The organism is uncultured Cedecea sp. (assembly GCF_947498825.1).
Lineage (GTDB): Bacteria > Pseudomonadota > Gammaproteobacteria > Enterobacterales > Enterobacteriaceae > JGM124.
In genome coordinates, this window is sequence record NZ_CANMLV010000004.1 from 185,318 (window position 1) to 210,686 (window position 25,369).

Genomic DNA, 25,369 nt, shown 5'->3' on the forward strand with positions numbered 1-25,369 from the left:
TTAATCACAAATTTTAGCTGTAAAAAAACAACAGAGACATTTTATTGAGCATCATGCGGACCTTTATGTGATGTATATCACATTTATAATTAGCCCCTTTGTTATTATTATGTGAGTCAGATCACAATAAATCTGCATATTTATCAAGCAAACACATTAAAAACCTGTCCGTTTATCAGCAATAACGTATAGAAAAGAGATCAATTGAAAATTTATTACAGCAAAAAACAGGCTTCGTTTTTAAGTGTAGTTGACCAGGTAACTCCATGAGGCAGAAAACGTCGATTCCTTGTACAATTAATCTTATCTTTTTATAAAAAACGTTCGTGACATGACGAAAATTCAAACACTTTTTAGCCAGATACCTGCGACTCATCGCCTGCTATGCAATGCCGCCTTTCAGCCTCTTCTCGAAGAATTTGGCCATACGCGTGTCGTCGCAGTGCTCCGTACACTACAAGAAGAAGCCCGGGCACAAATAAACGATGAAGGTCAATTACCTGGCTGGTGTGATGACTGGTGTCATAAAGTCCACGACACGCTTCTCACGCAGCAGTGCAGTACGCTGCGACCGGTATTCAATCTGACAGGGACAGTGCTGCACACGAATCTGGGACGTGCGTTATTGGCTGAAGAGGCCATTAAAGCCGTCAGCGAAGTGATGAGCTCTGCGATTACGCTGGAGTATTCGCTGGATGCTGCCGGACGGGGTCATCGTGACCAGACCGTCGCAGCTTTGCTCTGTGAAATCACCGGAGCAGAAGCAGCTTGTGTGGTGAATAACAATGCAGCGGCCGTATTACTGATGCTGGCAGCTTGCGCTGAGGGTAAAGATGTTGTGGTCTCCCGCGGTGAATTAGTTGAAATCGGTGGTGCGTTTCGTATCCCTGATGTCATGCGCCAGGCCGGTTGTCAGCTTATTGAAGTCGGCACCACCAACCGCACCCATTTGACAGACTATCGTCATGCCATTGACAACAACACCGCTCTGTTGATGAAGGTCCACACCAGTAATTACCATATCGAAGGTTTCACTCATGCCGTCAATGAAGCTGAACTGGTCGCCTTGGCGAATGAGGCTGATATTCCGGTGGTGACCGATCTGGGAAGTGGTTCTCTGGTGGACTTAACTCAGTGGGGCCTGCCCCAGGAACCGATGCCACAGCAGCTTATTGCCGACGGTGTCAGCTTAATCAGTTTTTCCGGAGATAAACTACTGGGTGGCCCGCAGGCGGGAATTATTGTTGGTAAGAAAAAGTATATTGAACGTATTCAGCAGCACCCACTGAAACGTGCGCTGCGAGCGGATAAAATGACGCTGGCAGCGCTGGAAGCGACTTTACGGCTGTACCAGCATCCGGAAACCCTGATTAAGCGCTTGCCTACATTACGTCTACTTACCCGCACAGCAGAAGAGATTTTAGCTCAGGCGACACGATTACAACCGCTGTTTACTCAACGCTTTGGCGCACAGTTTACCGTCAGCGTTGACCACTGCCTGTCACAGATAGGCAGTGGTTCTTTACCGGTCGACAGACTCCCCAGCACAGCCTTGACCTTCCAGCCAAAAGACGGACGAGGCGCGACTCTGGCCTCGCTCAGCCAGACCTTACGTGAATTGAAGTACCCTGTTCTGGGCCGCATTGCCGACGAGCGTTTGTGGCTCGATTTACGCTGTCTGGAACACGAAGCGTTATTACTGGAGACGATAGCCCTGTGATTATTGCCACTGCCGGACATGTTGACCACGGTAAAACCACCCTGCTACACGCCCTGACGGGAGTTAATGCTGACCGCCTGCCTGAAGAAAAAAAGCGCGGAATGACTATCGATTTAGGCTACGCCTACTGGCCACAACCTGACGGACGAATTATTGGCTTTATTGACGTTCCCGGACACGAAAAGTTTCTCTCCAATATGCTGGCCGGTGTGGGGGGGATTGACCATGCTTTACTGATTGTCGCTTGTGATGATGGCGTAATGGCACAAACCCGCGAACACTTAACGTTACTGCAACTGACCAGTCAGCCGACAGTCACAGTGGTCTTAACCAAAGCCGATAAAGTCAGCGCTGAGCGCATTGAAGAGGTCCGTGCAGAGGTCAGTACTCTGTTAGAAGGGCAAGAAATTGCGCCAGTGTTTGTCACGGCGGCCACCACAGGAAGCGGTATTCCGGAGTTACGCCAGCATATCCAGCAGCTAAGCGAACAGCCTCATCCTTGCAGCCACCGCTTTCGTTTAGCGATTGACCGTGCTTTTACGGTGAAAGGCGCAGGTCTGGTGGTGACCGGAACCGCATTAAGCGGCGAGGTCAGCGTTGGCGACAGCTTATGGCTGACCGGGGCAAATCAACCCATGCGAGTACGTGGATTGCATGCCCAGAATCAGCAAACGCCTTATGCTCGCGCCGGACAACGCATCGCCCTGAATATCAGTGGTAACGCGGAGAAGACCGATATCACACGCGGGGACTGGCTACTCAGTGAGCCGCCCCGACAGGCTACAGAACGGGTGATTGTTGAATTACACAGCCTTATCCCACTTTCACAATGGCAGCCGTTGCACATTCATCATGCTGCCCGTCATATCACGGGCCGCGTCTCATTGCTTGAAGGAACCCTGGCGGAACTGGTACTGGATACCCCACTCTGGCTGGCGGAAAACGACAGGCTGGTACTGCGGGATATTAGCGCCAGAACCACGCTTGGCGGGGCACGTGCACTGCTGCTGCATGCCCCTCGACGAGGGAAAAGGCAACCTGCTTTTCTGCACTGGCTAACAACGCTCGCGACAGCCAAAACGGATGAGCAAGTACTCAATGCACAACTGACCCGCAGCGCCGTAATACTGGATGATTTTGCCTGGGCACGTCAGCTTACTGCCTCAGGCCTGCAACAGATAACCAGTAGACCGGGTTATTTTCAGGCAGGAAATCAATTACTGAGTCAGGAGATGGCGAATTGCTGGCAACAAAAATTGCTGGATACCCTGGCCCGCTATCATCAACAACATGATGACCAGCCAGGACCCGGACGTGAACGCCTGCGACGTATGGCACTCCCCTCAGAAGATGAAGGGCTGGTGCTGGCGCTGATTGAACAACTTCGTACCACAGGACAGGTTATCAACCACCAGGGCTGGCTACACCTTCCCGACTATGAGCCTCAATTCTCTGCAGAACAACAAGTATTATGGAATAAAGTCTGCCTTTTACTGGGCGAGGAAGCATGGTGGGTGCGTGACCTGGCCAAAGCCACAGGCAGCGATGATAATACGATGCGTCAGCTATTGCGCTTTGCCGCCCAGCAAGGTGAAGTGACCGCATTTGTGAAAGATCGTTACTATCGTCACGATCAGATCAAAAAATTTGCCAGCCTGATCCGCAAACGCGATCAGGATCAAGGTGCAACCAGTGCTGCAGATTTTCGAGACAGCCTGGGCGTCGGCCGTAAGCTGGCGATTCAGATTCTGGAATATTTCGACCGCGAAGGGTTTACCCGCCGTCTCGGTAACAAACATGTTTTGCGCGACAGTTCGTTGTTTTAAGGCCGAGCAGATGGGCTCGGCCTCATAATGACGAGCCCGCTGAACGGAGATCCATCTATTCGGCAGGAAGCGGTTTAATTGCTGCTGTTTTGTGTCCGGTAGTCCGATATTTAAGTACATAGCAAGCTACAATACCGAAACTCGCCATTACCACCGTATAGCCAAAGTAGAGTTGATATCCTGTTTTCTGATCAGGGGCATAGTCCATAATATATCCATTAATCAGAGGAATAAAGATATCTGGACAATAACCCATCGCAGAAATAATTCCGATGGCAAGACCTAATTTACTTTCTGGTACTTTTAAGTTTTCAATAATTGCCCAATATAATCCTCTGATAGCGTAGGTTAGCAGGCCTACAAAGAGAATAAAGAATATACATAAGCCAACGACTGCTCCAGAGAACAAACCTATTGATGGAATATAAATTAAGGCGACCAAGCCTAAGGTGCTCAATATCAACGCCCAAGTCAGCATTTTAATATTGCCATATTTGTCACCTAAATACCCCCCAAAAATCCCCCCCACAGGACGTAACCACAACTTAATAGTGGTAATCGTTCCAGCCATTACTGCGGTAAAACCCCAGCCACCTGTTTGTAAATAACCGGAGAAGCTATAGGTTGACCAGAACAGATGGTAACCAGAGGAGATAATAATTGCGATTAACCACACTTCGGGCTTCTTCAAAATAAAAATAATATCTTTACACAGCGTTTTATTAGGATTTTTTTCCTGTTTAGCAAGATGTACCGTAGTAGAGTCATTATCTTTTTCAAAGAGAATAGCGGCAAAGAAAATAATCGATAATAGAATACAGAACCAAGAGTACATATGAATGACTGCAACCAAACCTTGAGTTACGCTATCACTTTCAGAGGTCACTATCATCGAAAAAATAAATAATGCAATACTGGCAAGAATAGATTCAACTAAACCACGACCTCCATCATAAAACCCAAAGAAACGGCCTGATTCATGGTTACCGGCTAATACTTTGATGCGTTTCATGACCGCACCCCAGAATGTTAATCCTGTGGTAATCCCCCAACCAGAATAGATAACAAGGAGCTCATTAAATGAAGGAAGAGTACTATACCATAACCCTAAAAGTCCGGTGCCTAACAATGAACCAACGATCAGTCTCATTGGTTTTATTTTATCTGCCAGCCAACCACTAGGGGCATAGGTAATAAAAAATAACAGGCCCATAATAGAATATAACTCACCTAGTTCCCCATTTGTAATATTAAAGGCAGTGAGCATAGTGTCCTGATAGATCTGACGCAGGTATAACATTGGGTATATTGCACCACCCGCTGCAGTGAGCAACAACATTTGTATATATCTTGATTTGCTATTTTCTTTTTTTGTTTTGACTATTTCGTTCATTACTGTCACCTGTAGGGTGTTATGTTGTTAACGTTATTAACTAATGACCGATCATTCAGAACCCGACAGAATAAAATATGTCGGGATACAGGGGAGTTAAAATACAGATAGCATATTACTTTGGTGATTTATTTAGAAACGGATAGATCTCTGATAATAGAGGATCAGTATAACCTCTGACTTTTTTATAAACGTTTTCATTGATCATATTATAATAAGCATGATGCTGTGGATCAGGATTATATTCTTTATCAATATGTATCATAGTCGTCTTGGCTTGAGCAAAATCAGTTACCAGCCCTAATCCCACCGCAGCACATATAGCAGACCCAAGACAAGCAGAGCTACTGGCTGCCAGGGTAACCGTTTTCTTACCAAAAAGATCGCAAATGATTTGTACTAAAATATCACTTTTTGCACCACCACCGATAACACAGATACGATCTACGCTGGCCTCTATCTCTGTTAACATTTTATCGATATTGTTTTTAATGGTATAAGCAATCGCCTCAAGAATTGAACGATAGATATGATATTTAGTATGTCGTTGATCAAAACCTATCATTATACCTTTTCGGAATTGATGACTCGGTGGGCTTAACCAGTCAAGTACCGTGATAAGCCCGTCAGAGCCAGGTTTGATGGACTGTGCGATACGGTTTAAAACATCTTCCTCGCTGATGTTTTCCAGCTCAGCCAATTTACTGATATCTTCACCAGCTAAGTTTTTAAACCAGCTAACCGTCCACATACCGCGACGAATACCAGTAGACTCATAAACATATTTGTACGGCTCGCAGGCTAAAGTGGGAAAGAAACTTTCAGCATCTGAATAATAGTCATGGCGATAAAGCATGGCAGATATAAATGTCCCCAATGAAACCATTATATCGCCTGCAGAAGCGATACCCGCTCCAAGGACTTCGACTGCTTTATCATTACCGGTTGCAAAGACTTGAATATCGCTATTCAGTCCAAAACGCTGAGCGAGAAACGGTAGCAATACACCATAACTTTCACCTGGCTTAATCAGAGTAAAGAGCTGGCTACGCGTTAATCCCTGTCGAGCAATCTCCTCGTCAGTTCCCCACTCAAGCGTTTGCCAATTCATCGGCCAGTGCACTTCCTGATTCGAACAGCTATCTTTATATTCACCTGTTAAGCGTAGCGCCAGATAGCCTGAAGTGGTCGTGACATATTTGACATTATCATTTTGATGAATATAAGGTTGCGCCATACGCATATCCATCCAGCTTATGACAGGTTCAGCCAGCTGCCCGGCTTCGTCTATCAAGACTCGGCAACAACGAATAGTACATAGGCCGATCCCTGCAATTTGCTCTTTATTCCCGGTAAAATTTTCAAGGCAATTATCTACCGCCCGCACCAGACTGTCCCAAAGATCGTCATCGGGATGATAAACAACACCAGGCTCTGGTGTTTCCGTGCTTTTCAGCGGTGCGCTGCCATAACAAATTTCGTTACCCTGTAAATCAAAAATACCTACTTTAGTACTTTGTGATCCACTATCAATACCCATTAATAACTGTGACATTTTTTTTCCATTATTATTGCTATTTATAATAGAGCTATCATCAGAAAATAAGTTATAGCTGAGGCTACAGGGCAATGAATGTAACCTCAGTTTTGCTAAACCACTAATAGTTAATACGTTCAAAAAGAACAATAGTTAAAACTATTCAAAAAAATGTTCTGTATTAGGTTGAGGATAAATACAACCGAAATTCATAATACCCTTAGGATCAAATGTCTCTTTTAATCCCTCAAGTATATAATAAGCACTACCATGCTCTTCTTTCGTCCATTGGTTACGATATTTACCGATACCATGATGGTGGCACATCGACCCACCCAGCTTTAGTGTTTCTTCAACAATGATTTTCTGGAGTGGATGATGATAAATACGCATTTCATCTTTTGGTTCACAATGTATATTGTAGTTATAAACAAAATACATATTTGTTCCATTAATATAACTATGGGAAGAGTGCCCACCCAACATCGTAATATCACTGAAACGTTCGAACTCTGTACGAATACGATTCATAACGTTGTCGTAAATTTGTGGGATCACTTCCCAGTTGCCAGAAATCTCAGTGGTAAATCCATCATGTCGGCTATGGTTGACCATTTCTCCGACTTCTTGTTCAATGCGCTCCTGCGACCAGTTCAGGTGATTAAACCAGTTCTCAATAAGCGAGCTCTCAACAGGTTTAAGAATACCCGACTGATTATCTCTGATGATTTGGTTGATACCTTCAACTGTTGCGTTAACGATCCCTTGTGGTCCTTCTAGCATGAAGATCAGAATACATTTCCCTTCATGGAATGCAGAAAAGTGTTGAGCCGCATCTTCCTCGGAGTACACACGAGCCACAGACGGACGATAGCCTGCAACCATTACTTCACGAAGAATTTTAATGCCTGATGTAACATCTTTAATTAAATGACCAATAAAACGGTTATTTTCTGGATAGAACTTAAAAAGCTTAATGGTGACTTCAGTGATAAAGCATAATGTGCCTTCATTACCAATCACTACATGGCGAATATCTGGACCACCGGCCCGGCGTGCGACGCTTTTAATCTTTGATATGTGGCCATTTGGGAAAACACATTCAAGACCTAAGACCATGTCTTCAATACCGCCGTACAGTGTAGAAAACTGCCCAATACTACGAGTAGCAACTAATCCACCATACTGTGCAACAGGTTTAGACTGGGGAGAGTGTCCCGTCGTCAGCCCTAACTTTCGCACTTCGTCTTCCAGTGTTTGCAGGCAAACCCCAGCCTGTACCGTCGCTTCCATATTGTATGAGTCAATTTTTACAATACGATTGAGGCGTGCGGAGTCGATAACCAGAGTATTTTCTTTCCAGTTTTCCAGCCCCCCCTCTGTTGCGGTCTTCCCGCTTCTTGGAATGACATTAATATCATTGGCATTACAAAATTTCAGCACCTCTGCTACTTCACTGGCATTTGCTGGCTGAACAATCGCTGTTGGCAATGGAGAGTTTAGCTGCTCTTTTGCTTTGGCATATTTCTTGTAGCGATCGGCGGCGGCATCATAAAGTTTGTCATGCTCCGTAATAATCTGATCTGCTTTTAGTATGTTTCGCAATTGGTCTAATGTTTCGCACTTCTTCATCATCATCCTCATTATCGTTTATTAACGTACTAAATAACCGCCGTCCACGGCGATTACAGAACCATTGACATAATTTGAGGCATCGGAAGCCAGGAAGACGGCTGTGCCCATAAGATCAGCAAGATTACCCCAGCGACCTGCGGCAATATGAGAAAGAACACGTTGATTTGCTTCTGGGTCTGAGCGAGTTTTTTCAGTCAGAGGGGTGGCGTAATAACCCGGAGCAATCGCAGTAACCTGAATATTAAATTGGGCAAGCTCATCACAATAAGCTTTTGTCAGGCCAACAATACCGTGCTTACTGGCAGAATAGGCTGGAGACCACTGCCCACCTAAATAGGAAAACATCGATGCTATATTGATGATTTTACCGCTCTTTTGCGGGATCATATATTTAGCGACTTCGTGTGACATTTCGAAAGCGGCACTTAAATTCAATGCCATCATTTTATCCCACTGGACACGAGTGAACTTCAGGACATTCTGTTCATTGATACAGATACCGGCGTTATTGACCAATATATCAATACGACCAAAATGGTTAACTATCTGCTCAATAGCCCGTTTCGGTTCACCTTCACGGGTGATATCTGCAAGAATAAAGTGATACTGACAGCCGCACTCTTCTACCAAACGTTGGGTTTCACCGCCATCATCCGCCAGAGAGATAACCGCAACATTGGCACCTGCTTTGGCAAATGCCAGGCTATATGCTTGACCCAGACCTGCATTTCCGCCTGTGACAATCGCTGTTCTGCCCTTGAGGGAAAAGAGACTTAAACTAAAATCTGTGATTTTTTCCAGCATAGTGATCCACCGTGTTTAACATTTAGATTTCAATTAAAGCGATACTGATTCACATCTTATATTTAAAATTTTCCACAAAACGTTACTTTGATCCTATTTTTGGAAAATAAATAGCAATTGAAACATTTGATCTTACAAAGTTGATATTTTTGGTGTAAAACTCGAATTAAGTAATAATTTTAAGCATCAACATCTGGTTGTTGATACTCGTTTATTCAAATGCTCTCATGAAAAATAAATGTAACTCTTATCATTCTTTTTTAAGATGACTAAAGAGTCGTGCGTTATATTCTTCGATTGTTTTTTTAAATTATCAGGCTTAAGTTCACCTGACAGACTAATCAGTTGCGTAATTGCAATTGCAAATTAACTAAAATATTGCTTTTATAATGGAAACAATAGCGGGATATCATGATGATAAAAGTTGACTATAACAACTTGAATTTACTTGAAAAAAGACTTCTGGATGGAACGAGAGAGTCTATTCAGCATAACCCAAAAATTTCAATCACTGATTTAAGCAAATGCTTTGATGTTTCGACATCAAAAATCTCTAAGTTTGTTAAAAAATTAGGTTTTGATTCTTTCAAAGAATATAAAAGCTTTATTGTGGGTAAAGAGAGCGAATCACGGACCAGCCAAGTATCAGATGAACTGCAACGGATCAATGATTATATTAATCATTTCGACGAACAGCTTGCCTATGATTTCTGGATTAAAATAAAAGACTGCAATAAATTAGTTATTTATGGACTAGGTCCCTCTTATATTTGTGCTGATTATTTTGCTTATCGGTTACGTACTTTTTCTGACGTATTTTCACTTGCGACTAACGATCTTACCGTAGTTAAAAATGCTGATAATAGCGATACAAAGTTGCTTGTACTTTCCACTACGGGGTTGTTTAAACCGTTAAAAGATGATCTCAATGACTTGAATTACAAAGAAATAATATTTCTTTTTGAGGAGTTTCGTCATTTCCCAGACTTACAGAGAAACACATTATTTTATTTAACAAAAAGCACTGGTGATAATTCGCTTAAACCCTACGAAAAATCAAGAACTTTATTCTTTATTTTCCTTGAGGAAATAATTCAAAAATTTAAAATCAGTAATAATAATAAACATAGCGACTAGTTTCATTGTCGTATAGGGCGAAGACCGATAAGAAAGATTAAACAAGCCGATAATACTGAGATTACCGTAGCCCGTTTTTTGCAACAACATACGGGCTATTTTGTGTCGTTAATATAAACGTTGAGGATGGGTATAAACGGTTGCCCGTCCACTGCGACTAAAAGCGACCAACGTCAGGTTACTACGCTGTGCAACATCGATAGCTAAGGCTGTAGTGGCGGAGACTGCAAACAGGATTTCTACTCCACACATCACCGATTTCTGTACCATTTCATAGCTGGCACGGCTGGATACGAGCATGGCTCCTTGCTGCCACTGCTGCTGGGAACGTACACCCAGCATTTTATCCAGTGCCACATGGCGGCCGATATCTTCACAGCCGCCCAGTATTTCCCCCTGAGTATTCAGCCATAGAGCGACATGCGTACAGCCGGTCAGGTCACCCACAGGCTGATACTCGCGCATTTTGCTCAGCGCCTGGTCAAGGGCTGCCAGAGAAAAACGCTGAGTAAAAGGTAACTGGGGCAGAGGACGAGCAATATCATTGAGCTGCTCAATACCGCAAATACCACATCCGGTACGTCCGGTCATATTGCGGCGACGCTCTTTTAACCCCATAAACCGACGGCTGGAGAGTTCAACCTGCACTTCGATACCATGACAATGTGACACAACATCCATTCCCAGAATATCGCGTGGATTATCGATAATGCCCTCGGAAAGTGAAAAGCCAAGGGCAAATGCTTCGAGGTTTTTTGGCGAGGCCATCATCACGACATGCGAAATGCCGTTATATACCAGTGCAACAGGCACTTCTTCGGCCACCTCATCCTGAACTTCATTTTGCAGGTCATTACGCTGCCAACAGTCAGTTTTTAAGTGCCCTGTGCTATTTTTCATATTTTCTTGTTGATAAACATCGGTACTTTTCATTTTTTTGCCTTAAATCGAAAACAGCCACAGCGTCAGTGTGGTATTATCCTAATAATCCTTAAAGGATAGAAGGTCATTGTCTCTTTGCCAGTGGTCATATTGCAGACGACCTTCCTCAATCTCAGCCTTATAAAAATAAGTTTTCCATATATACTTTATCGTCATGCTGACGATTTTTTACTAGAGGGTTCTTCATTATTATCAACCCTGACAGGTTCTTCACAACCTTAATTTATTAGTCATGTAGAAATGTCGTACAAGGAGCAATCTATGCAAGTCAGCAGAAGGCAGTTCTTTAAGATCTGTGCTGGCGGTATGGCAGGAACCACGGCAGCAGCACTGGGTTTTACCCCAGCGGCTGCACTTGCGGAAACCCGACAGTACAAGCTACTGAGAACCCGTGAGACGCGTAATACCTGTACATACTGTTCTGTAGGGTGTGGGCTATTGATGTATAGCCTCGGAGATGGCGCAAAAAATGCCAAATCCTCCATCTTTCATATCGAAGGAGACCCGGATCATCCGGTAAACCGCGGCGCATTATGTCCGAAAGGTGCTGGTCTGGTGGACTTTATCCACTCAGAAGGCCGTCTGAAATATCCTTCTTATCGAGCCCCTGGCTCTAATGAATGGAAACAAATCGGTTGGGACGAAGCTTTTGACCGCATCGCCAAACTGATGAAAGAAGACCGTGACGCCAATTTCATTGCCACCAATGAGCAAGGCACTACCGTCAATCGCTGGTTAACAACCGGGATGCTTTGTGCTTCCGCTGCTAGCAATGAAACCGGCTTTTTAAGCCAGAAATTTTCCCGCGCTCTCGGCATGCTTGCCGTAGATAACCAGGCGCGCGTCTGACACGGACCAACGGTAGCAAGTCTTGCTCCAACATTTGGTCGCGGTGCGATGACCAACCACTGGGTTGATATTAAAAATGCCAACCTGATTGTGGTGATGGGCGGTAATGCGGCAGAAGCGCATCCGGTGGGATTCCGCTGGGCGATGGAAGCTAAAATCCATAACGGTGCTAAGTTAATCGTTATTGATCCCCGTTTTACCCGAACAGCTGCGGTAGCTGATTTCTACACGCCTATTCGTTCTGGTACTGACATTGCTTTCCTGTCAGGCGTTCTGCTGTATCTGATAAACAACAATAAATTTAACCGTGAATATGTTGAAGCCTATACCAACGCCAACCTGATTGTGCGTGAAGATTACGGCTTTGATGATGGTCTGTTTACCGGTTACGATGCAGAAAATCGCAAATACGATAAAACCAGCTGGTTCTATGAACTGGATGAAGAAGGCTTCGCCAAGCGCGACCAGACGCTCCAGCACCCTCGCTGTGTCTGGAACCTGCTGAAACAGCATCTCTCCCGCTATACCCCTGAGGTAGTAACGGATATTTGTGGTACCCCTAAAGAAGACTTCCTGCAAGTCTGCCAGTACCTTGCCGAAACCAGCGTTGGCGATAAAACCGCATCGTTCCTCTACGCTCTGGGCTGGACGCAACATACCGTAGGTGCACAAAATATTCGAACCATGGCGATGATCCAGCTATTACTCGGTAATATGGGTATGGCAGGTGGAGGCGTTAACGCCCTGCGTGGTCACTCTAATATTCAGGGTTTGACTGACCTCGGCTTGCTCTCCACCAGCCTGCCGGGTTACCTCAACCTGCCGAGTGATAAGCAGCCTGATTTAGCCAGCTATCTGGCCGCTAATACGCCAAAATCGCTGTTAAAAGGTCAGGTAAACTACTGGAGTAATTATCCAAAATTCTTTGTTTCGCTGATGAAATCCTTCTACGGGGATAAAGCAACGAAAGAGAATGACTGGGGTTATGACCTGTTACCGAAGTGGGACAAAGCGTACGACGTCCTGCAATATTTCGAGATGATGAAACAGGGTAAAGTGAATGGCTATATCTGCCAGGGCTTTAACCCGGTAGCTTCGTTCCCGAACAAAAACAAAGTGATAGCATCTCTTTCCAAACTGAAGTTCCTGGTCACGGTCGATCCGCTGAATACCGAAACCTCAAACTTCTGGCAGAACCACGGCGAGTTCAATGATGTCGATCCTGCCAATATTCAAACCGAAGTGTTCCGCTTGCCTTCTGGCTGTTTCGCTGAAGAGAACGGTTCGATCGTTAACTCTGCTCGCTGGTTACAGTGGCACTGGAAAGGCGCTGATGCCCCAGGTGAAGCCCTGAGTGATGGTGCTATTCTTTCCGGTATCTTCTCGCGTTTGCGTAACATGTATGCAAACGAAGGCGGTACAACACCTGAACAAGTTCTCAATATGTCATGGGACTACCTGACGCCGGACGATCCAGAGCCAGAACAAGTGGCAATGGAGAGTAATGGTAAGGCGCTTGCCGACCTTATCGACCCAGCGACGGGCGCTGTTATCCTGAAAAAGGGTCAACAGCTCAGCTCATTTGCCCAGTTGCGTGATGACGGTTCCACCGCCAGTGGTTGCTGGATATTTACAGGAAGCTGGACGCAAGACGGCAATCAGATGGCCAGACGTGACAATGCTGACCCATCGGGCCTTGGGAATACGCTGGGCTGGGCCTGGGCATGGCCACTCAACCGCCGCATTCTCTATAACCGTGCCTCAGCAGATCCTGCGGGTAATCCGTGGGATGAAAAACGCCGTTTGATCTCCTGGAATGGTACTAAATGGACGGGTATTGATGTACCTGACTACAGCAATGCTGCACCAGACTCGGGTGTCGGACCCTTTATCATGCAGCCAGAAGGTATGGGACGTCTGTTTGCTCTCGATAAGATGGCTGAAGGTCCGTTCCCTGAGCACTACGAACCCTTTGAAACACCGCTTGGCACTAACCCACTTCATCCGGATGTGGTGTCCAACCCGGCTGCACGCGTATTCAAAGATGACCTGGCAGAAATGGGCTCGCACGAGAAATTCCCGTATGTCGGTACCACTTATCGCCTGACAGAGCATTTCCACTATTGGACCAAACATGCCCTGTTAAATGCCATTACTCAGCCACAGCAATTTATCGAGATTGGTGAAAAACTGGCGAATAAGCTGGGTATTGCACGTGGCGATACGGTGAAAGTCTCTTCTAACCGCGGCTATATTAAGGCCAAAGCGGTAGTGACAAAACGTATCCGTACTCTGGATGTGCATGGTCAGAAGGTCGATACCATTGGTATTCCGATTCACTGGGGTTATGAAGGCGTGGCCAAAAAAGGGTTTCTTGCCAATACATTAACGCCATTTGTCGGTGACGCTAATACGCAAACGCCAGAGTATAAGGCGTTTCTGGTTAATGTGGAAAAGGTGTAACGGAGACGAATTATGACTTATCAATCTCAGGACATCATCCGTCGTTCCGCAACCAACGGCTTCACACCCGCGCCTCAAGTGCGGGATTACCAGCACGAAGTGGCCAAGCTTATCGATGTAACAACCTGCATCGGCTGTAAGGCTTGTCAGGTCGCGTGTTCAGAGTGGAATGATATTCGTGATAAAGTGGGAATTAACGTCGGGGTTTACGATAATCCGGCGGATTTAACCGCTAAGTCGTGGACAGTAATGCGTTTTTCTGAAGTCGAGCAGAACGATAAACTGGAATGGCTGATCCGTAAGGATGGCTGTATGCACTGTGCCGATCCGGGGTGTCTGAAAGCCTGTCCGTCAGAAGGCGCGATTATTCAATACGCCAACGGTATCGTCGATTTCCAGTCCGAGCAATGTATTGGCTGTGGCTACTGCATTGCGGGCTGTCCGTTCGACGTACCGCGTATGAATCCAGACGATAATCGGGTCTACAAATGTACGCTGTGTGTTGACCGTGTGGTTGTCGGCCAGGAACCTGCCTGTGTGAAAACTTGCCCAACCGGTGCGATTCATTTCGGTACCAAAGAGGACATGAAAGACCTGGCAGGTGAGCGAGTAGCGGAGCTGAAAACGCGTGGCTATGACAATGCGGGTCTCTACGATCCTGCGGGTGTCGGGGGTACACATGTCATGTACGTTCTGCATCATGCAGATAATCCGACGCTTTATCATGGTTTACCGAAGGACCCAGCAATTAGCCCGACCGTGGAGTTCTGGAAAGGTATCTGGAAGCCGCTGGCCGCAGTTGGTTTCGCTGTTACCTTTGCCGCCAGCATTTTCCACTATGTAGGGGTTGGCCCAAATCGTGCCGAGAAAGAGGACGACGAGGAAGAAGCCGACAAACCTGATGCTAAGCAGCACCATGATGATGAGGTGCAAAAATGAAGAAAGAAGTGAAAATTCAGCGCTACAGTGCGCCCGAGCGTATCAATCACTGGGTAACCGCTTTCTGCTTTATTCTGGCGGCCGTCAGTGGGCTGGGATTCTTTTTCCCTTCCTTCAACTGGCTGATGCATATTCTCGGAACACCGCAATTGGCACGTATTCTTCACCCGTTTGTCGGGGTGGTGATGTTCGCGTCATTTATCATCATGTTCTTCCGTTACTGGCATCATAACCTGATTAACAAAGAAGACATCGTATGGGCAAAAAATATCCATAAGATTGTCGTTAATGAGGAAGTGGGTGATACCGGTCGCTATAATTTCGGCCAGAAATGCGTGTTCTGGGCGGCGATTATCTTCCTGGTGTTGTTACTGGTAAGCGGAGTTATTATCTGGCGTCCTTATTTTGCACCTTCATTCCCAATTCCAATCATCCGCATTGCGTTATTAGTGCATTCACTTGCCGCGGTCGCCCTAATCGTGGTTATTATGGTGCATGTTTACGCCGCTTTGTGGGTGAAGGGAACCATCACTGCTATGGTAGAAGGATGGGTGACCTCAACCTGGGCCAAAAAACACCATCCGCGCTGGTATCGTGAATTGCGCCAGAAACAGGATAAATCATCGGAATGAGTATTCGCATAATCCCGCAGGACAGGCTGGAAAAACGCGAGAAACATGCGGTGGAATCTATTCCACCGCTGTTGTTTCCCAGGCTGAAGAATCTGTACAATCGTCGCGCAGAACGTCTGCGCGAGCTGGCAGCCAATAATCCATTAGGTGATTATCTGCGTTTTGCCGCGTTGATAGCCCATGCCCAGGAAGTGGTGCTCTACGATCATCCACTGGAAATGGATCTGACAGCCCTGATTGAACAAGGCGCAAAGAGCGGTAAACCCCCACTGGACCTGCATATTCTGCCACGCGATACGCACTGGCAGCGTCTGTTACTGTCGCTGATTGCCGAACTGAAACCAGAAATGAGCGGCCAGGCATTAGCCGTCATTGAAAACCTCGAAAAAGCTTCTTCAAGCGAGCTGGAAGAGATGGCAACAGCTTTGCTGAATAACGAGTTTTCTAAAGTCGGTAGCGATAAAGCCCCCTTTATCTGGGCAGCTCTGTCACTCTACTGGGCACAAATGGCCAGTCTTATCCCTGGTAAAGCGAGAGCGGAATACGGTGAACAACGCCAGTTCTGCCCGGTATGTGGTTCAATCCCAGTTTCCAGTATTGTGCATATTGGCAGTAACAACGCATTACGCTACTTGCACTGCAATCTGTGCGAGACGGAATGGCATGTGGTGCGGATTAAATGCAGCAACTGCGAACAGACACGTGATCTGAATTACTGGTCGCTGGACAGTGAACATTCAGCTATCAAAGCCGAGAGCTGCGGTGACTGTGGAACCTATCTGAAGATCTTATATCAGGAAAAAGATGCCAGCGTCGAAGCGGTAGCTGACGATCTGGCGTCATTAGTGCTGGATGCACGCATGGAGCAAGAAGGCTTTGCCCGTAGCAGCATTAATCCGTTCTTATTTCCTGGTGACAATGAATAAGTCCCATAAGCAGCACTGCGTTTTAAGGTGCTGCTCTTCCCCCAGTTTTAATTGTTTTCTAAAACTTTCAGTTTTTATTCGGATGTAGAATTCCATACATCTTATATATATCCAAAATAATTCGAGTTGCTTGTAGGCGCGCCTCACGCACGCAACCCCCTGGCAACTTGAAGTATGACGGGTATCAAGATGCTATTGAGGCACGATCCCTATCGATCATCATCCATTTTGTCGCAGACAACACTTAAAAAAGTGCTAACAATTCTATTTCCAGGGAAGGGATTTTTATGAATATTAATACCATTAGTAATGACTACTATAATACCGCTGAATTTAATACGTTATTCAGTGAAAAAATATCAAAGGAAACTCTCGACTCATTAAAAATATCAGCATCCAAGGGTTCTCTACGTAGTATTGAGTTATTAAATAACCTCGCTCTGCGGCAAGACGAATCTGGCAGGCTGGCAGAAAAATATCTGTTTGATATGTTCTGCGGGACAACACCTACCGACGAACAAGCTGATGTAGTAAAAAATATTCAAAGATCCGCTCAAATGCTATATCGGTTATCCAACGATAAAATGAAAAATAATGCCGATATGCACAAACTACGCACCCCCTCAAAATTACTGTATATGGCAGGTGCCGCGGCTGATATCGGCGAAAGGCTATCTCTGTCACGTGTTTTTACTCAAAGCCATAGCGCACAATCTGAGCATGAACAGACAGACGATACTGATATCTGGAACTCAGCACGCATGATTTCTAGCGATGAAATAAACGCCGCTCTCAAGTCTTATACTCGCCTCTACGATACATTAACGATCAATTATCCTGTTCCGCTTATCCACCCTGAGAGCCATGAAAATATGCTGTCATATCAACTGGGTGAGCTGTGCGGGCAGCATTCCTTTCTTGAACACCCTGAATTTTTCCCCATTAACACAGGCGAGCACTGGATAACCTTTGGTTTGTATAAATCTGACGACGGGAAGCCCAGAGCGATTATCTGTAATACTTGGGAGCCCTTAAGTCTGCAAACTAAACAGCAATTCAGTGACGCAGCATACCTTGCTGGTATCACCGATTCTGACGCTATCCTGTTTCTGGAACAGAATATCCAGGAATATGTGCCTAATGGTTGTGGACTACTGACCATTGAAGCGATAAGACGACTAATGGAAAATAACTTTCAGTCACCGGATAAGATGCTGGAGAACTTCTTGACCTCTTTTACTCAGCAGCCAATCGCAGATCAAGAGCGCTTTAACCTCGAAAATCGTTACCGTATCTATGCGGAAACCTATCTGCAGTAGTCCACGCCTGCTCCTGAAACTTAAAACAGGCCAGATAAAGTGCTGCGACGCTACAAAACCACTGACAAAAATCGTTCAAAACTGACAAAATTGTCTTAAAACACATCGTTTTTGGACGCCTGCATTCGTATTTATTCTAATTTTTCGGATAATTTAGAGTTAAATTCTATCTATTTTCTTGTGCAATGATTGGGACTATTCAGGAAACTCGGTATAATGCGCACCGCCTCCATGTAGCAATGAAGGCGCGGAAGATCGTCGTCTCTGGTGAGGCGGCTGGATTTCAAATCCAGTGGGTGCCGCCAGCGGTGCCGGGCAGGTTCGACTCCTGTGATCTTCCGCCAATTTTCCTCCCCTCTCGTCCGAGAACGTCTAAAAATCCTTTAAATTCAAATAAGATAGAGAATGGTTCATCCGTAACCGTCCGACACCATCTGCCTGAATCCAGGAAAAATATGTATAGTGTTGTGTATAGAATTTTTATACACCTATTCAACTTATACACATAGCACTGACAGACATATAAATTAAGCGCGCAAAACCTCAGGATAAAGTCTACACATTGAACGATGGGCAGGGCTTATCGCTGCTTATCAACCCCGATGGCTCGAAAGGCTGGCGCTTTCGTTTCCGCTTTGCAGGTAAGGCACGGTTGATGTCTTTTGGCAGCTACGACCTGGTAACCCTTGCAGAAGCGCGTGAGAAACGTGAGATAGCCCGTAAACAGGTAGCGAATAATACTGACCCTGTAGAAGACCGCAGGGCTCAGAAGATGGCTCAACAATTCTCAAGCGAAAACTCTTTTGAAGCTATCAGTCGTGAATGGCATAAAAATAAAGCTGACCGCTGGACTGTGGCTTACCGTGAGGAAATCATTAAGACCTTCGAGCAAGACGTTTTCCCGTTCATTGGTAAACGCCCTATCGGCGAAATTAAGCCATTAGAGCTACTTGAGGTACTACGACGTATTGAAAAGCGTGGAGCGCTGGAGAAAACACGTAAAGTACGCCAACGATGCGGAGAAGTGTTTCGCTATGCAATTATCACTGGCAGAGCTGAATATAATCCCGCACCTGATTTAGCCATTGCGCTGGCCGTTCCAAAGCAAAAACATCATCCCTTCCTCTCAGCCGAAGAATTACCCCATTTTATCCGCGATCTTGAAGCCTACACCGGCAGTCTCATTACTAAAAATGCCACTAAGATAGTTATGCTAACCGGTGTAAGAACTCAGGAAATGCGCTTTGCTACTTGGGAGGAGGTAGATCTCGAAAAAGGCATCTGGGAAATACCAGCAGAACGGATGAAAATGCGTAGACCTCATATCGTTCCGTTATCAACTCAAGCGATAGAACTATTCAAGCAACTGAAACCTATCACGGGACATTATCCGTATATTTTTATTGGCAGAAATAACCGCAGTAAACCAATCTCGAAAGAAAGTGTTTCACAAGTAATTGAGTTGCTTGGTTATAAAGGACGGGCTACTGGTCATGGATTTCGGCATTCTATGTCGACCATACTTCATGAGCAAGGATTTGATAGCTCCTGGATTGAAATGCAATTAGCTCATGTTGACAAGAATAGCATTCGAGGTACCTATAATCATGCTCAGTATATAGAAAAAAGAAGATGTATGTTGCAGTGGTATGCTGACAAAATACTTTCCCCTTACTCCAAGATCCCATTATAAATATGGGCTGGCAGTCTAACAATAAGACCGCCAGTGATTATAATATTACAATCTACTATTGAGGTTGTGTTTATTTTTTTTATTTTTTAGTTCAATTATAAAGTTAACATTAGATGCAATTACAATATAAATAGCTATAAGTTGTAAGTAACTCAATATTAGCAAAGAAAAAATACCAATGCCGACAAAAACACTTGGGGCATGAATGAACAGCCAAGATTTAATGATGAATGGCTTTAAAACAACTCCTATTAGAAGAAGAGATAATACTATTGCGGATAAAACCACAACACCAACAATAATCTTGACTCGCTCACTATCCTCATCTGAAAAAATAACATCCACTTTTGATGGCTGCGTAATCCTCAATATTGCATTAGGATATAGATATGCTATCCATATTCCCATTATAGTAAAAACCATTACAGAAACATTTTGTAGAATAGAAATTAGCGGGTCTAAATCTTGACTCTTAATATCATACCGATATGCAATACTGGCCCAAAAAATAACAAGAAATGGAATGATGTGAAGATATTTTAGACGCGCTCGAGTTTGATCTTTCATAAATATCACCAATCAAGAATTCGCCTGTTCTTCGGAGTCCGGAGAACTTGTAAAGGCAGCTAGTAGATTAGATCTAGTTAAATGCAAGGCATTCAAAATTCTACTAGTCGTATAAAACCCTGAATCATCATACTGACCTATAGCACTAACTAATAATGTATTCCTTACAACAAACTCGTTTAGCCAACATGTTCCCCCTACACCCTCTTTTCTAAAACCTAAGTTAGCCCAATCACCAGCACTAACATTATAGTCTTCATTATACGTTTCAAAAATGGAACGCAACTCTTCTCCTGTAGGAGAGGCTTCTATAGTTAATTCAATTTTTCGAGTATCTCTTGTTACTTCGCTAGAAATGAATGGAAGACCTCTAAAATACCTTGTCCAACCAGCATCTGGCTGAACTGATGCGCTAATCACATCTCGTTTGACGAAGTGCGTTATCTGGTTTGCGATTCTATCTAAGTCTGCTCCATTTGTTAATTTAGTATATTGTTCACTATATATCCTAAGCCACAAATTATCGCCAGAAACAGAAACAAAAGATATACTCAAATAATTTCCATTCTTACCTTCCTTCGTTTCTCGACGCTTTGTTTTAATATTACTATGCAGTGTCATGAAATCACGAAGATATTTATTCATCAGTTCTGTATCTGAAATTGAACTATGAAATTTTATTGATGCAAAAATATTTAAAGAAGGAACAAACCAATAATAAGCAGGCTCTCCCCATATAACATTTTCACCATCTAACTCTTCATCAGCACTGTACAAGCGATCATCACTCAAGGCAGAGTCAGAGCGGATACCATAAACCCCATTCCCATTTCCAATTGCTCGCCATAAAATTACAACATAATCACCTGTGCTCTCGTTACGCTCAATTCCCTTCAAATAAACTTTTTTCCTTGAAGAATAACCGGGGCTATTGTCATCCCAAGGCAATGTATCAGCTAATGAAGTTCTACTTGAGAACCAGGTATGTAAGGAATCCAGCATATCGGCCATCATCAATGGCTCATAATATGGATCACCTCTTTTATGGAATCCTAATTGTTTATATTTGAAAAAAGTGACCAGTCCTTCGCTCATTTGCTCACCCTTAGTCGAGGTTGAATAGTTTTTTTAGGAGAAATCTAATCAGAAGAAGATACGTGATGAGCATTTAATCATGTCCTTAAATTAATGCAACCTTCGCGCGCAATGCTTCCCCCTCCTCGCCTGCCCGCTTTGTGTGTCGGTTTTAATGCAGTTGCGCGAAGGGGCTCAAGCCGCGCCAGTACTGGTGTGATTGGGTGTGAAAAATTCGAATATTTAAATGCAAAACCATGCACCGTAGGCGTGCATGGCTATTTTTGAAATATTAGCGGGAATTTTGAGGCATTTTACGGGGATTTTTTGCGGTTCAGTTCTGCCTGACGACGCGAGAAAATCAGACTCTGTTCAGGCGAATATTTTACCTGATTATCTGCCCGTGATGCCCTGTCAGGCCGGAATCCGATAGTGGTCAGGATATCCCGGTCATCTTCTGCGTAATCAATAGCAATCCCGCTGGCCAGATAAACGGATAACGCCTCGCGGATACTCGCAGCAGCGCGGTCGAGGGCGCTTTCTCTGACGATTTCCGGCTGTTTACTGATATGCATCAGTTCAGGAGCCAGGGCAGCAGTCAGGGTGATGCCGTGCGCTGTCATAAAGGCATGAAGCTGGCGGCGGATGCTGATGTGCTGCACGGCTTCATGAGCACGGATATAGTCCCCGGCAGACTGATTCACTTCCCATTTTTTCAGGTCAGATAAATCGCGTAATGCCTGTATTTCTTCCGGCTCAGGATTATCACAGGATAACTCTCGCTCTCTGAGTGCCATTTCAGCTTGTGCCAGTCCTGTTTTGCTATCCAGCCAGCGCGTTTTATTGTGCTGGCAGACCGTAAAAGCCTGCTCCAGTGGTGTACGGGTCATGTTTCTTTCTCCTGAGTCAGTGGCGCAGTGATGAGCGGGAACAATCCTGTATACGCGGAGGCGCAACGGGTATGGCCGGTGCCGATTCGGATGGCTCTTTTTCCATCGGGGGACGTATCACTTCATCAATGGATTCGACGGTGCGAAAGGTCGCCGAACAGAACACATTGATGCACTGGAGATAGCTCTGTTTAACGTTATCCGACAGATAGCGGCTGGTACGCACATGAGCAGCCTTTTTACAGTACGGGCAGCGCATCATGGCTTCACCTCCTGCGGTTGTGTCTTCCGTGCCAGCTCTTTCGCCCGTAACATTCTCTTGGCTGGGCTTTTATAGAGCGTCATATCCACACCGGTGAGCGCAGGGCGATGAAGGCCAATCTGTGAAATAACGGGCTCATGTGCCATGTCGAATGCGTAAAATCGGCTCTGTGCCAGTACATTATCGCCCAGCTCCTGAATCAGAACACGGTGAGGGCGTTCTTCCCCTTCCATTTCCAGCTCACGTAGGCGTAACACGAAAGCGCGTATCAGTGCTGGGGGAATGTCCTTCATTACCGACGCCCACTCGTTCCGGGCATAAACAGAGAGCGCGGAAGCATGGGTGCTGACGTATTTATCTCCCGATGTACAGGCCGACAGCATGATATCCATTTTATCATCTTCCAGCTCGGCAATCACAACAGTGATGTCTTCTGCCAGCTCGCGACCGGCCACTCGCTGACTATGTTCCGCTTTAAGTTCCGGCGTCATCATTCCGCGTAATTCCCGGAAGCGGGTTCGGAAGTTTTGCTCCGCTTTTGCACTCTCACTCAGGGCATTCTGGCGTTCTTTTTCACTGCGGGTAATGGCTGCATTGATATCATTCAGTTTCAGCATATTTTCCGTGTGTGCGGATTTGGCCTGGCTGAACGCTTCAAGAGCGTTGTTCATCTTGGTTTCTGCGTTCTGGTTTTCCTCTTCGTTAATGATATCTAGCGCGCTATTAATGACTGTGCGTATTTTTTCATCCTGCGTGCTGCCAATGGTTTTCATTAGGGAAGTAAATGAAGCTGCTTTCATCGTCGGGCTCTCTGTGTGTTTTCAACCTGACGTCATTCTGTCGTTCCTCAGACAACAATTCGATTCATTGCAGTTGTGGCATATCTGGCACAAGCAGAGCTTAAAAATCAGGCTGGCCAGAGAAAGGTCTCAGCAAAACCCCGTTTCTGTTTATTTTTATACTATTAACTATTCACCATTGTTCACCAAAATAAAAATATAAGTAATACAGTAAGTTAAAGGGTGAACAGTTGAGTGATGACTGTTCACCCTCTGTTCACCACTGTTCACCTTGCTATTTGAGGACAGATTATTCACTTAGACTTTTTAGCTATTAAAAAAGAAAAATGTATAAGAAAAATCAATCACGATTTTGCCAATATTTGCCGGTGTTTGCCGAGTATTGCCGAACCTGTGTGTCTTGATGAAAATCAACTGTTGTTTGATGAACAGGCAAAAATTCAATTGTTGCCATGAGATAAAATATTCACAAAATAGAGAGCTACCCGAAGCCGGACGGACATGCCCGGTACTGTATGGACTAATGAGGTAGCCCTATGCACACTGCTTTTTCTTCCCCTTCTTCTGCCCCTGCTATCTCGCCGGTGCCTTTTACGAATACCGTTCATGAGCGTTTTTTACGTCTGCCGGAAGTGCTCCATCTGTGCGGCCTTTCCCGCTCCTCGGTCTATGACCTTATCAGCCGCGAGGCTTTCCCGAAGCAAATTAGCCTTGGCGGTAAAAACGTTGCATGGGCGCAGTCTGAAATTACTGCCTGGATGGCTGATCGCATTGCCGAACGCAACCAAGGCTATGACGCATGATGATTGTCGTTCTGCCAAAACATCCTTTTTCTGGCTTGCATCCGTTGTGTGTTTCCTGGTACAGTTTTCCCGCTGTCGCAAAATCGGCAGCCGGGCGTAGGAACCCGTGTTACTTATTGGCGACACCAGACGCGCCATGCGTCTTTTTTTGCGTCGTTGCTCAGGCATATTTATTTTTCGGGCTATGGTTTTTACACCATAGTACCTGTCAGATAATGGTGGCTCGGGCGGGGCAGCCTTCGGGCTGGCCGGTTTCCAATAAGGCCGGTATTCCTACCCCCGTTCGGGCTACCACCCATGAGTGTAGGAACTCCGGTGGTGGCAACAACCGCTACTTATTGGAGGCTGCCCCTATGGCTACAACCCTCACCCAGTCACACCCGCAATTTATCTTTGTTTTCGCCGCCGTTCGTCGTACAGAGCGCAAACCTAATATCTGTATGCTTCGCACCGTCGCCGGTGATGAACGTAGCGCCCGCCTTTCTCTTATTCACGATTACGTGCTGTTTTTTGCTGCCCGGTTGCCTGTTTCGGATATTACTCATGTTTAATAAAATAATGGCTAATAAGCATCCTGAATATTTCCAACAAGAAATAATAATGATTTTTTCTATCATGAAAACATTACGATTCATTTATAGTGCGTCCTGTTTTGTGATAACAGCGTTAATAGGGAATATTCATCCTATGATGATGCGGAGAATAAGCCATGTTTAATTTTCCACAACCCTGTGAGCAATATTATTCTGACAGCTATGCCTCAGTAACCGTGGTCGGCATTCTGGAGAAGGGTATTCCGTGGGATTTACCTTACCGCTGTCCGGGGATAGGCTGGAACCCACACAGCAAGGCTTACACGATACTGATGCGTATCTCGTCAGGCGGGCAGGTTATCGAATTGCCACTTTCTTGCTTTATAAAAGAGTTTACCTGTGTTTCCCCGGATGAATTTAAACGTAACCAGGAAAACCGTTTTAGCATGCTGCAAATAATAACGGATGACCCAATATTACAAATATGGCGGGAGAAAAATATTCATCATTATCCAGATGAGAAAATCACTGTTATCAGAAATATTCCTGTGGGGCATTCGTGGCGTGATATTTCCCGGCCTGAACCGGATATCAGCTACCGAAATTATCTGTAATTAAAAAATCA

General features: G+C 45.1%; 22 protein-coding genes and 1 tRNA gene. 13 read left to right on the top strand and 10 right to left on the bottom strand.

Translation table 11 applies throughout. From position 1 onward, the window contains the following. The first annotated feature begins 331 nt into the window (after nucleotides 1-331). Complete coding sequence (gene selA, locus Q1A40_RS07200; RefSeq protein WP_299998805.1) at nucleotides 332-1,720, top strand: L-seryl-tRNA(Sec) selenium transferase; 1,389 nt, start codon at nucleotides 332-334, stop codon at nucleotides 1,718-1,720. Then, a complete protein-coding gene (selB, locus tag Q1A40_RS07205; RefSeq protein WP_299998925.1) occupies nucleotides 1,717-3,546 on the top strand; it encodes a selenocysteine-specific translation elongation factor in 1,830 nt (609 codons plus the stop codon). The genes selA and selB overlap by 4 nt, the downstream gene beginning before the upstream one ends. A 55-nt stretch (nucleotides 3,547-3,601) precedes the next feature. On the opposite strand, the gene Q1A40_RS07210 is transcribed toward selB, so the two are convergent. The 4 genes from Q1A40_RS07210 to Q1A40_RS07225 form a co-directional block, all read right to left on the bottom strand. After that, nucleotides 3,602-4,939, bottom strand: coding sequence for a nitrate/nitrite transporter (locus Q1A40_RS07210; RefSeq protein ID WP_299998807.1), 1,338 nt, complete (start codon nucleotides 4,937-4,939; stop codon nucleotides 3,602-3,604). A gap of 115 nt (nucleotides 4,940-5,054) precedes the next feature. Next, a complete protein-coding gene (locus Q1A40_RS07215) occupies nucleotides 5,055-6,617 on the bottom strand; it encodes an FGGY family carbohydrate kinase (protein WP_299998808.1) in 1,563 nt (520 codons plus the stop codon). An 18-nt stretch (nucleotides 6,618-6,635) separates the two neighbouring features. Further along, the gene (locus tag Q1A40_RS07220; protein WP_299998809.1) at nucleotides 6,636-8,114 is read right to left on the bottom strand and encodes an FAD-binding oxidoreductase; all 1,479 of its coding nucleotides are present in this window, start codon (nucleotides 8,112-8,114) and stop codon (nucleotides 6,636-6,638) included. 15 nt (nucleotides 8,115-8,129) lie between these two features. Continuing rightward, nucleotides 8,130-8,915 (bottom strand): SDR family oxidoreductase, encoded by a 786-nt coding sequence (locus tag Q1A40_RS07225; RefSeq protein ID WP_299998810.1) that lies wholly within the window; start codon nucleotides 8,913-8,915, stop codon nucleotides 8,130-8,132. Between the two features lie 411 nt (nucleotides 8,916-9,326). Here Q1A40_RS07225 and Q1A40_RS07230 point away from each other — a divergent pair, with 411 nt between their 5' ends. After that, nucleotides 9,327-10,052 (top strand): hypothetical protein, encoded by a 726-nt coding sequence (locus tag Q1A40_RS07230; RefSeq protein WP_299998812.1) that lies wholly within the window; start codon nucleotides 9,327-9,329, stop codon nucleotides 10,050-10,052. A 108-nt stretch (nucleotides 10,053-10,160) separates the two neighbouring features. On the opposite strand, the gene fdhD is transcribed toward Q1A40_RS07230, so the two are convergent. Beyond that, nucleotides 10,161-10,985: a formate dehydrogenase accessory sulfurtransferase FdhD gene (gene fdhD, locus Q1A40_RS07235; protein ID WP_299998814.1), complete on the bottom strand. Its 825-nt coding sequence runs from the start codon at nucleotides 10,983-10,985 to the stop codon at nucleotides 10,161-10,163. A 270-nt stretch (nucleotides 10,986-11,255) separates the two neighbouring features. On the opposite strand from fdhD, the gene fdnG reads away from it, so the two are divergent. The 7 genes from fdnG to Q1A40_RS07270 all read left to right on the top strand — a co-directional run bounded on the left by fdnG (nucleotide 11,256) and on the right by Q1A40_RS07270 (nucleotide 19,815). Further along, the gene (gene fdnG / locus Q1A40_RS07240) at nucleotides 11,256-14,306 is read left to right on the top strand and encodes a formate dehydrogenase-N subunit alpha (RefSeq protein ID WP_299998816.1); all 3,051 of its coding nucleotides are present in this window, start codon (nucleotides 11,256-11,258) and stop codon (nucleotides 14,304-14,306) included. A gap of 12 nt (nucleotides 14,307-14,318) precedes the next feature. Then, nucleotides 14,319-15,245, top strand: a complete 927-nt coding sequence (gene fdxH / locus Q1A40_RS07245; RefSeq protein WP_299998818.1) for a formate dehydrogenase subunit beta — start codon at nucleotides 14,319-14,321, stop codon at nucleotides 15,243-15,245. Next, entirely contained in the window at nucleotides 15,242-15,877 is a 636-nt protein-coding gene (fdoI, locus tag Q1A40_RS07250) for a formate dehydrogenase cytochrome b556 subunit (protein ID WP_299998820.1), read from the top strand. The genes fdxH and fdoI overlap by 4 nt, the downstream gene beginning before the upstream one ends. Further along, the gene (fdhE, locus tag Q1A40_RS07255) at nucleotides 15,874-16,803 is read left to right on the top strand and encodes a formate dehydrogenase accessory protein FdhE (protein WP_299998822.1); all 930 of its coding nucleotides are present in this window, start codon (nucleotides 15,874-15,876) and stop codon (nucleotides 16,801-16,803) included. The genes fdoI and fdhE overlap by 4 nt, the downstream gene beginning before the upstream one ends. A 287-nt stretch (nucleotides 16,804-17,090) precedes the next feature. After that, complete coding sequence (locus tag Q1A40_RS07260; RefSeq protein ID WP_299998824.1) at nucleotides 17,091-18,122, top strand: ElaD/SseL family deubiquitinase; 1,032 nt, start codon at nucleotides 17,091-17,093, stop codon at nucleotides 18,120-18,122. A gap of 249 nt (nucleotides 18,123-18,371) precedes the next feature. Beyond that, nucleotides 18,372-18,466 (top strand) — tRNA-Sec (locus tag Q1A40_RS07265). A 182-nt stretch (nucleotides 18,467-18,648) separates the two neighbouring features. Further along, a complete protein-coding gene (locus Q1A40_RS07270) occupies nucleotides 18,649-19,815 on the top strand; it encodes a tyrosine-type recombinase/integrase (RefSeq protein WP_299998926.1) in 1,167 nt (388 codons plus the stop codon). A gap of 45 nt (nucleotides 19,816-19,860) precedes the next feature. Here the strand turns inward: Q1A40_RS07270 and Q1A40_RS07275 are convergent, their stop codons facing one another. From Q1A40_RS07275 to Q1A40_RS07295, 5 genes are all read right to left on the bottom strand, one after another. Continuing rightward, nucleotides 19,861-20,382, bottom strand: a complete 522-nt coding sequence (locus tag Q1A40_RS07275) for a hypothetical protein (RefSeq protein WP_299998826.1) — start codon at nucleotides 20,380-20,382, stop codon at nucleotides 19,861-19,863. 12 nt (nucleotides 20,383-20,394) lie between these two features. Then, on the bottom strand, nucleotides 20,395-21,477 hold the full coding sequence (locus Q1A40_RS07280; protein ID WP_299998828.1) for a hypothetical protein: 1,083 nt from the start codon (nucleotides 21,475-21,477) through the stop codon (nucleotides 20,395-20,397). A 293-nt stretch (nucleotides 21,478-21,770) separates the two neighbouring features. Beyond that, nucleotides 21,771-22,346, bottom strand: a complete 576-nt coding sequence (locus tag Q1A40_RS07285) for a phage polarity suppression protein (RefSeq protein WP_299998830.1) — start codon at nucleotides 22,344-22,346, stop codon at nucleotides 21,771-21,773. Nucleotides 22,347-22,362: 16 nt separating this feature from the next. Further along, nucleotides 22,363-22,608: an ogr/Delta-like zinc finger family protein gene (locus Q1A40_RS07290; RefSeq protein ID WP_299998832.1), complete on the bottom strand. Its 246-nt coding sequence runs from the start codon at nucleotides 22,606-22,608 to the stop codon at nucleotides 22,363-22,365. After that, nucleotides 22,605-23,408, bottom strand: coding sequence for a capsid protein (locus Q1A40_RS07295; RefSeq protein ID WP_299998834.1), 804 nt, complete (start codon nucleotides 23,406-23,408; stop codon nucleotides 22,605-22,607). Before Q1A40_RS07295 ends, Q1A40_RS07290 begins: the two co-directional genes overlap by 4 nt. Before the next feature lie 536 nt (nucleotides 23,409-23,944). Here Q1A40_RS07295 and Q1A40_RS07300 point away from each other — a divergent pair. The 3 genes from Q1A40_RS07300 (at nucleotide 23,945) to Q1A40_RS07310 (ending at nucleotide 25,358) form a co-directional block, all read left to right on the top strand. Next, nucleotides 23,945-24,211, top strand: a complete 267-nt coding sequence (locus tag Q1A40_RS07300) for an AlpA family transcriptional regulator (protein WP_299998836.1) — start codon at nucleotides 23,945-23,947, stop codon at nucleotides 24,209-24,211. Next, nucleotides 24,208-24,762: a host cell division inhibitor Icd-like protein gene (locus Q1A40_RS07305; protein ID WP_299998838.1), complete on the top strand. Its 555-nt coding sequence runs from the start codon at nucleotides 24,208-24,210 to the stop codon at nucleotides 24,760-24,762. The genes Q1A40_RS07300 and Q1A40_RS07305 overlap by 4 nt, the downstream gene beginning before the upstream one ends. 158 nt (nucleotides 24,763-24,920) lie before the next feature. After that, nucleotides 24,921-25,358, top strand: coding sequence for a hypothetical protein (locus Q1A40_RS07310; RefSeq protein WP_299998839.1), 438 nt, complete (start codon nucleotides 24,921-24,923; stop codon nucleotides 25,356-25,358). Nucleotides 25,359-25,369: the final 11 nt, after the last annotated feature.

What these genes read in the sequence shown, in the direction of transcription:
- Q1A40_RS07310 (WP_299998839.1), top strand. Translation starts at nt 24,921, where the DNA reads ATGTTTAATTTTCCACAACCCTGTGAGCAATATTATTCTGACAGCTAT.
- Q1A40_RS07260 (WP_299998824.1), top strand. Translation starts at nt 17,091, where the DNA reads ATGAATATTAATACCATTAGTAATGACTACTATAATACCGCTGAATTT.
- Q1A40_RS07230 (WP_299998812.1), top strand. Translation starts at nt 9,327, where the DNA reads ATGATGATAAAAGTTGACTATAACAACTTGAATTTACTTGAAAAAAGA.
- Q1A40_RS07210 (WP_299998807.1), bottom strand. Translation starts at nt 4,939, where the DNA reads ATGAACGAAATAGTCAAAACAAAAAAAGAAAATAGCAAATCAAGATAT.
- Q1A40_RS07275 (WP_299998826.1), bottom strand. Translation starts at nt 20,382, where the DNA reads ATGAAAGATCAAACTCGAGCGCGTCTAAAATATCTTCACATCATTCCA.
- Q1A40_RS07290 (WP_299998832.1), bottom strand. Translation starts at nt 22,608, where the DNA reads ATGATGCGCTGCCCGTACTGTAAAAAGGCTGCTCATGTGCGTACCAGC.
- Q1A40_RS07305 (WP_299998838.1), top strand. Translation starts at nt 24,208, where the DNA reads ATGATGATTGTCGTTCTGCCAAAACATCCTTTTTCTGGCTTGCATCCG.
- Q1A40_RS07300 (WP_299998836.1), top strand. Translation starts at nt 23,945, where the DNA reads ATGCACACTGCTTTTTCTTCCCCTTCTTCTGCCCCTGCTATCTCGCCG.
- fdhD (WP_299998814.1), bottom strand. Translation starts at nt 10,985, where the DNA reads ATGAAAAGTACCGATGTTTATCAACAAGAAAATATGAAAAATAGCACA.
- fdoI (WP_299998820.1), top strand. Translation starts at nt 15,242, where the DNA reads ATGAAGAAAGAAGTGAAAATTCAGCGCTACAGTGCGCCCGAGCGTATC.
- Q1A40_RS07225 (WP_299998810.1), bottom strand. Translation starts at nt 8,915, where the DNA reads ATGCTGGAAAAAATCACAGATTTTAGTTTAAGTCTCTTTTCCCTCAAG.
- Q1A40_RS07285 (WP_299998830.1), bottom strand. Translation starts at nt 22,346, where the DNA reads ATGACCCGTACACCACTGGAGCAGGCTTTTACGGTCTGCCAGCACAAT.
- fdxH (WP_299998818.1), top strand. Translation starts at nt 14,319, where the DNA reads ATGACTTATCAATCTCAGGACATCATCCGTCGTTCCGCAACCAACGGC.
- fdhE (WP_299998822.1), top strand. Translation starts at nt 15,874, where the DNA reads ATGAGTATTCGCATAATCCCGCAGGACAGGCTGGAAAAACGCGAGAAA.
- Q1A40_RS07295 (WP_299998834.1), bottom strand. Translation starts at nt 23,408, where the DNA reads ATGAAAGCAGCTTCATTTACTTCCCTAATGAAAACCATTGGCAGCACG.
- Q1A40_RS07220 (WP_299998809.1), bottom strand. Translation starts at nt 8,114, where the DNA reads ATGATGATGAAGAAGTGCGAAACATTAGACCAATTGCGAAACATACTA.
- Q1A40_RS07280 (WP_299998828.1), bottom strand. Translation starts at nt 21,477, where the DNA reads ATGAGCGAAGGACTGGTCACTTTTTTCAAATATAAACAATTAGGATTC.
- selA (WP_299998805.1), top strand. Translation starts at nt 332, where the DNA reads ATGACGAAAATTCAAACACTTTTTAGCCAGATACCTGCGACTCATCGC.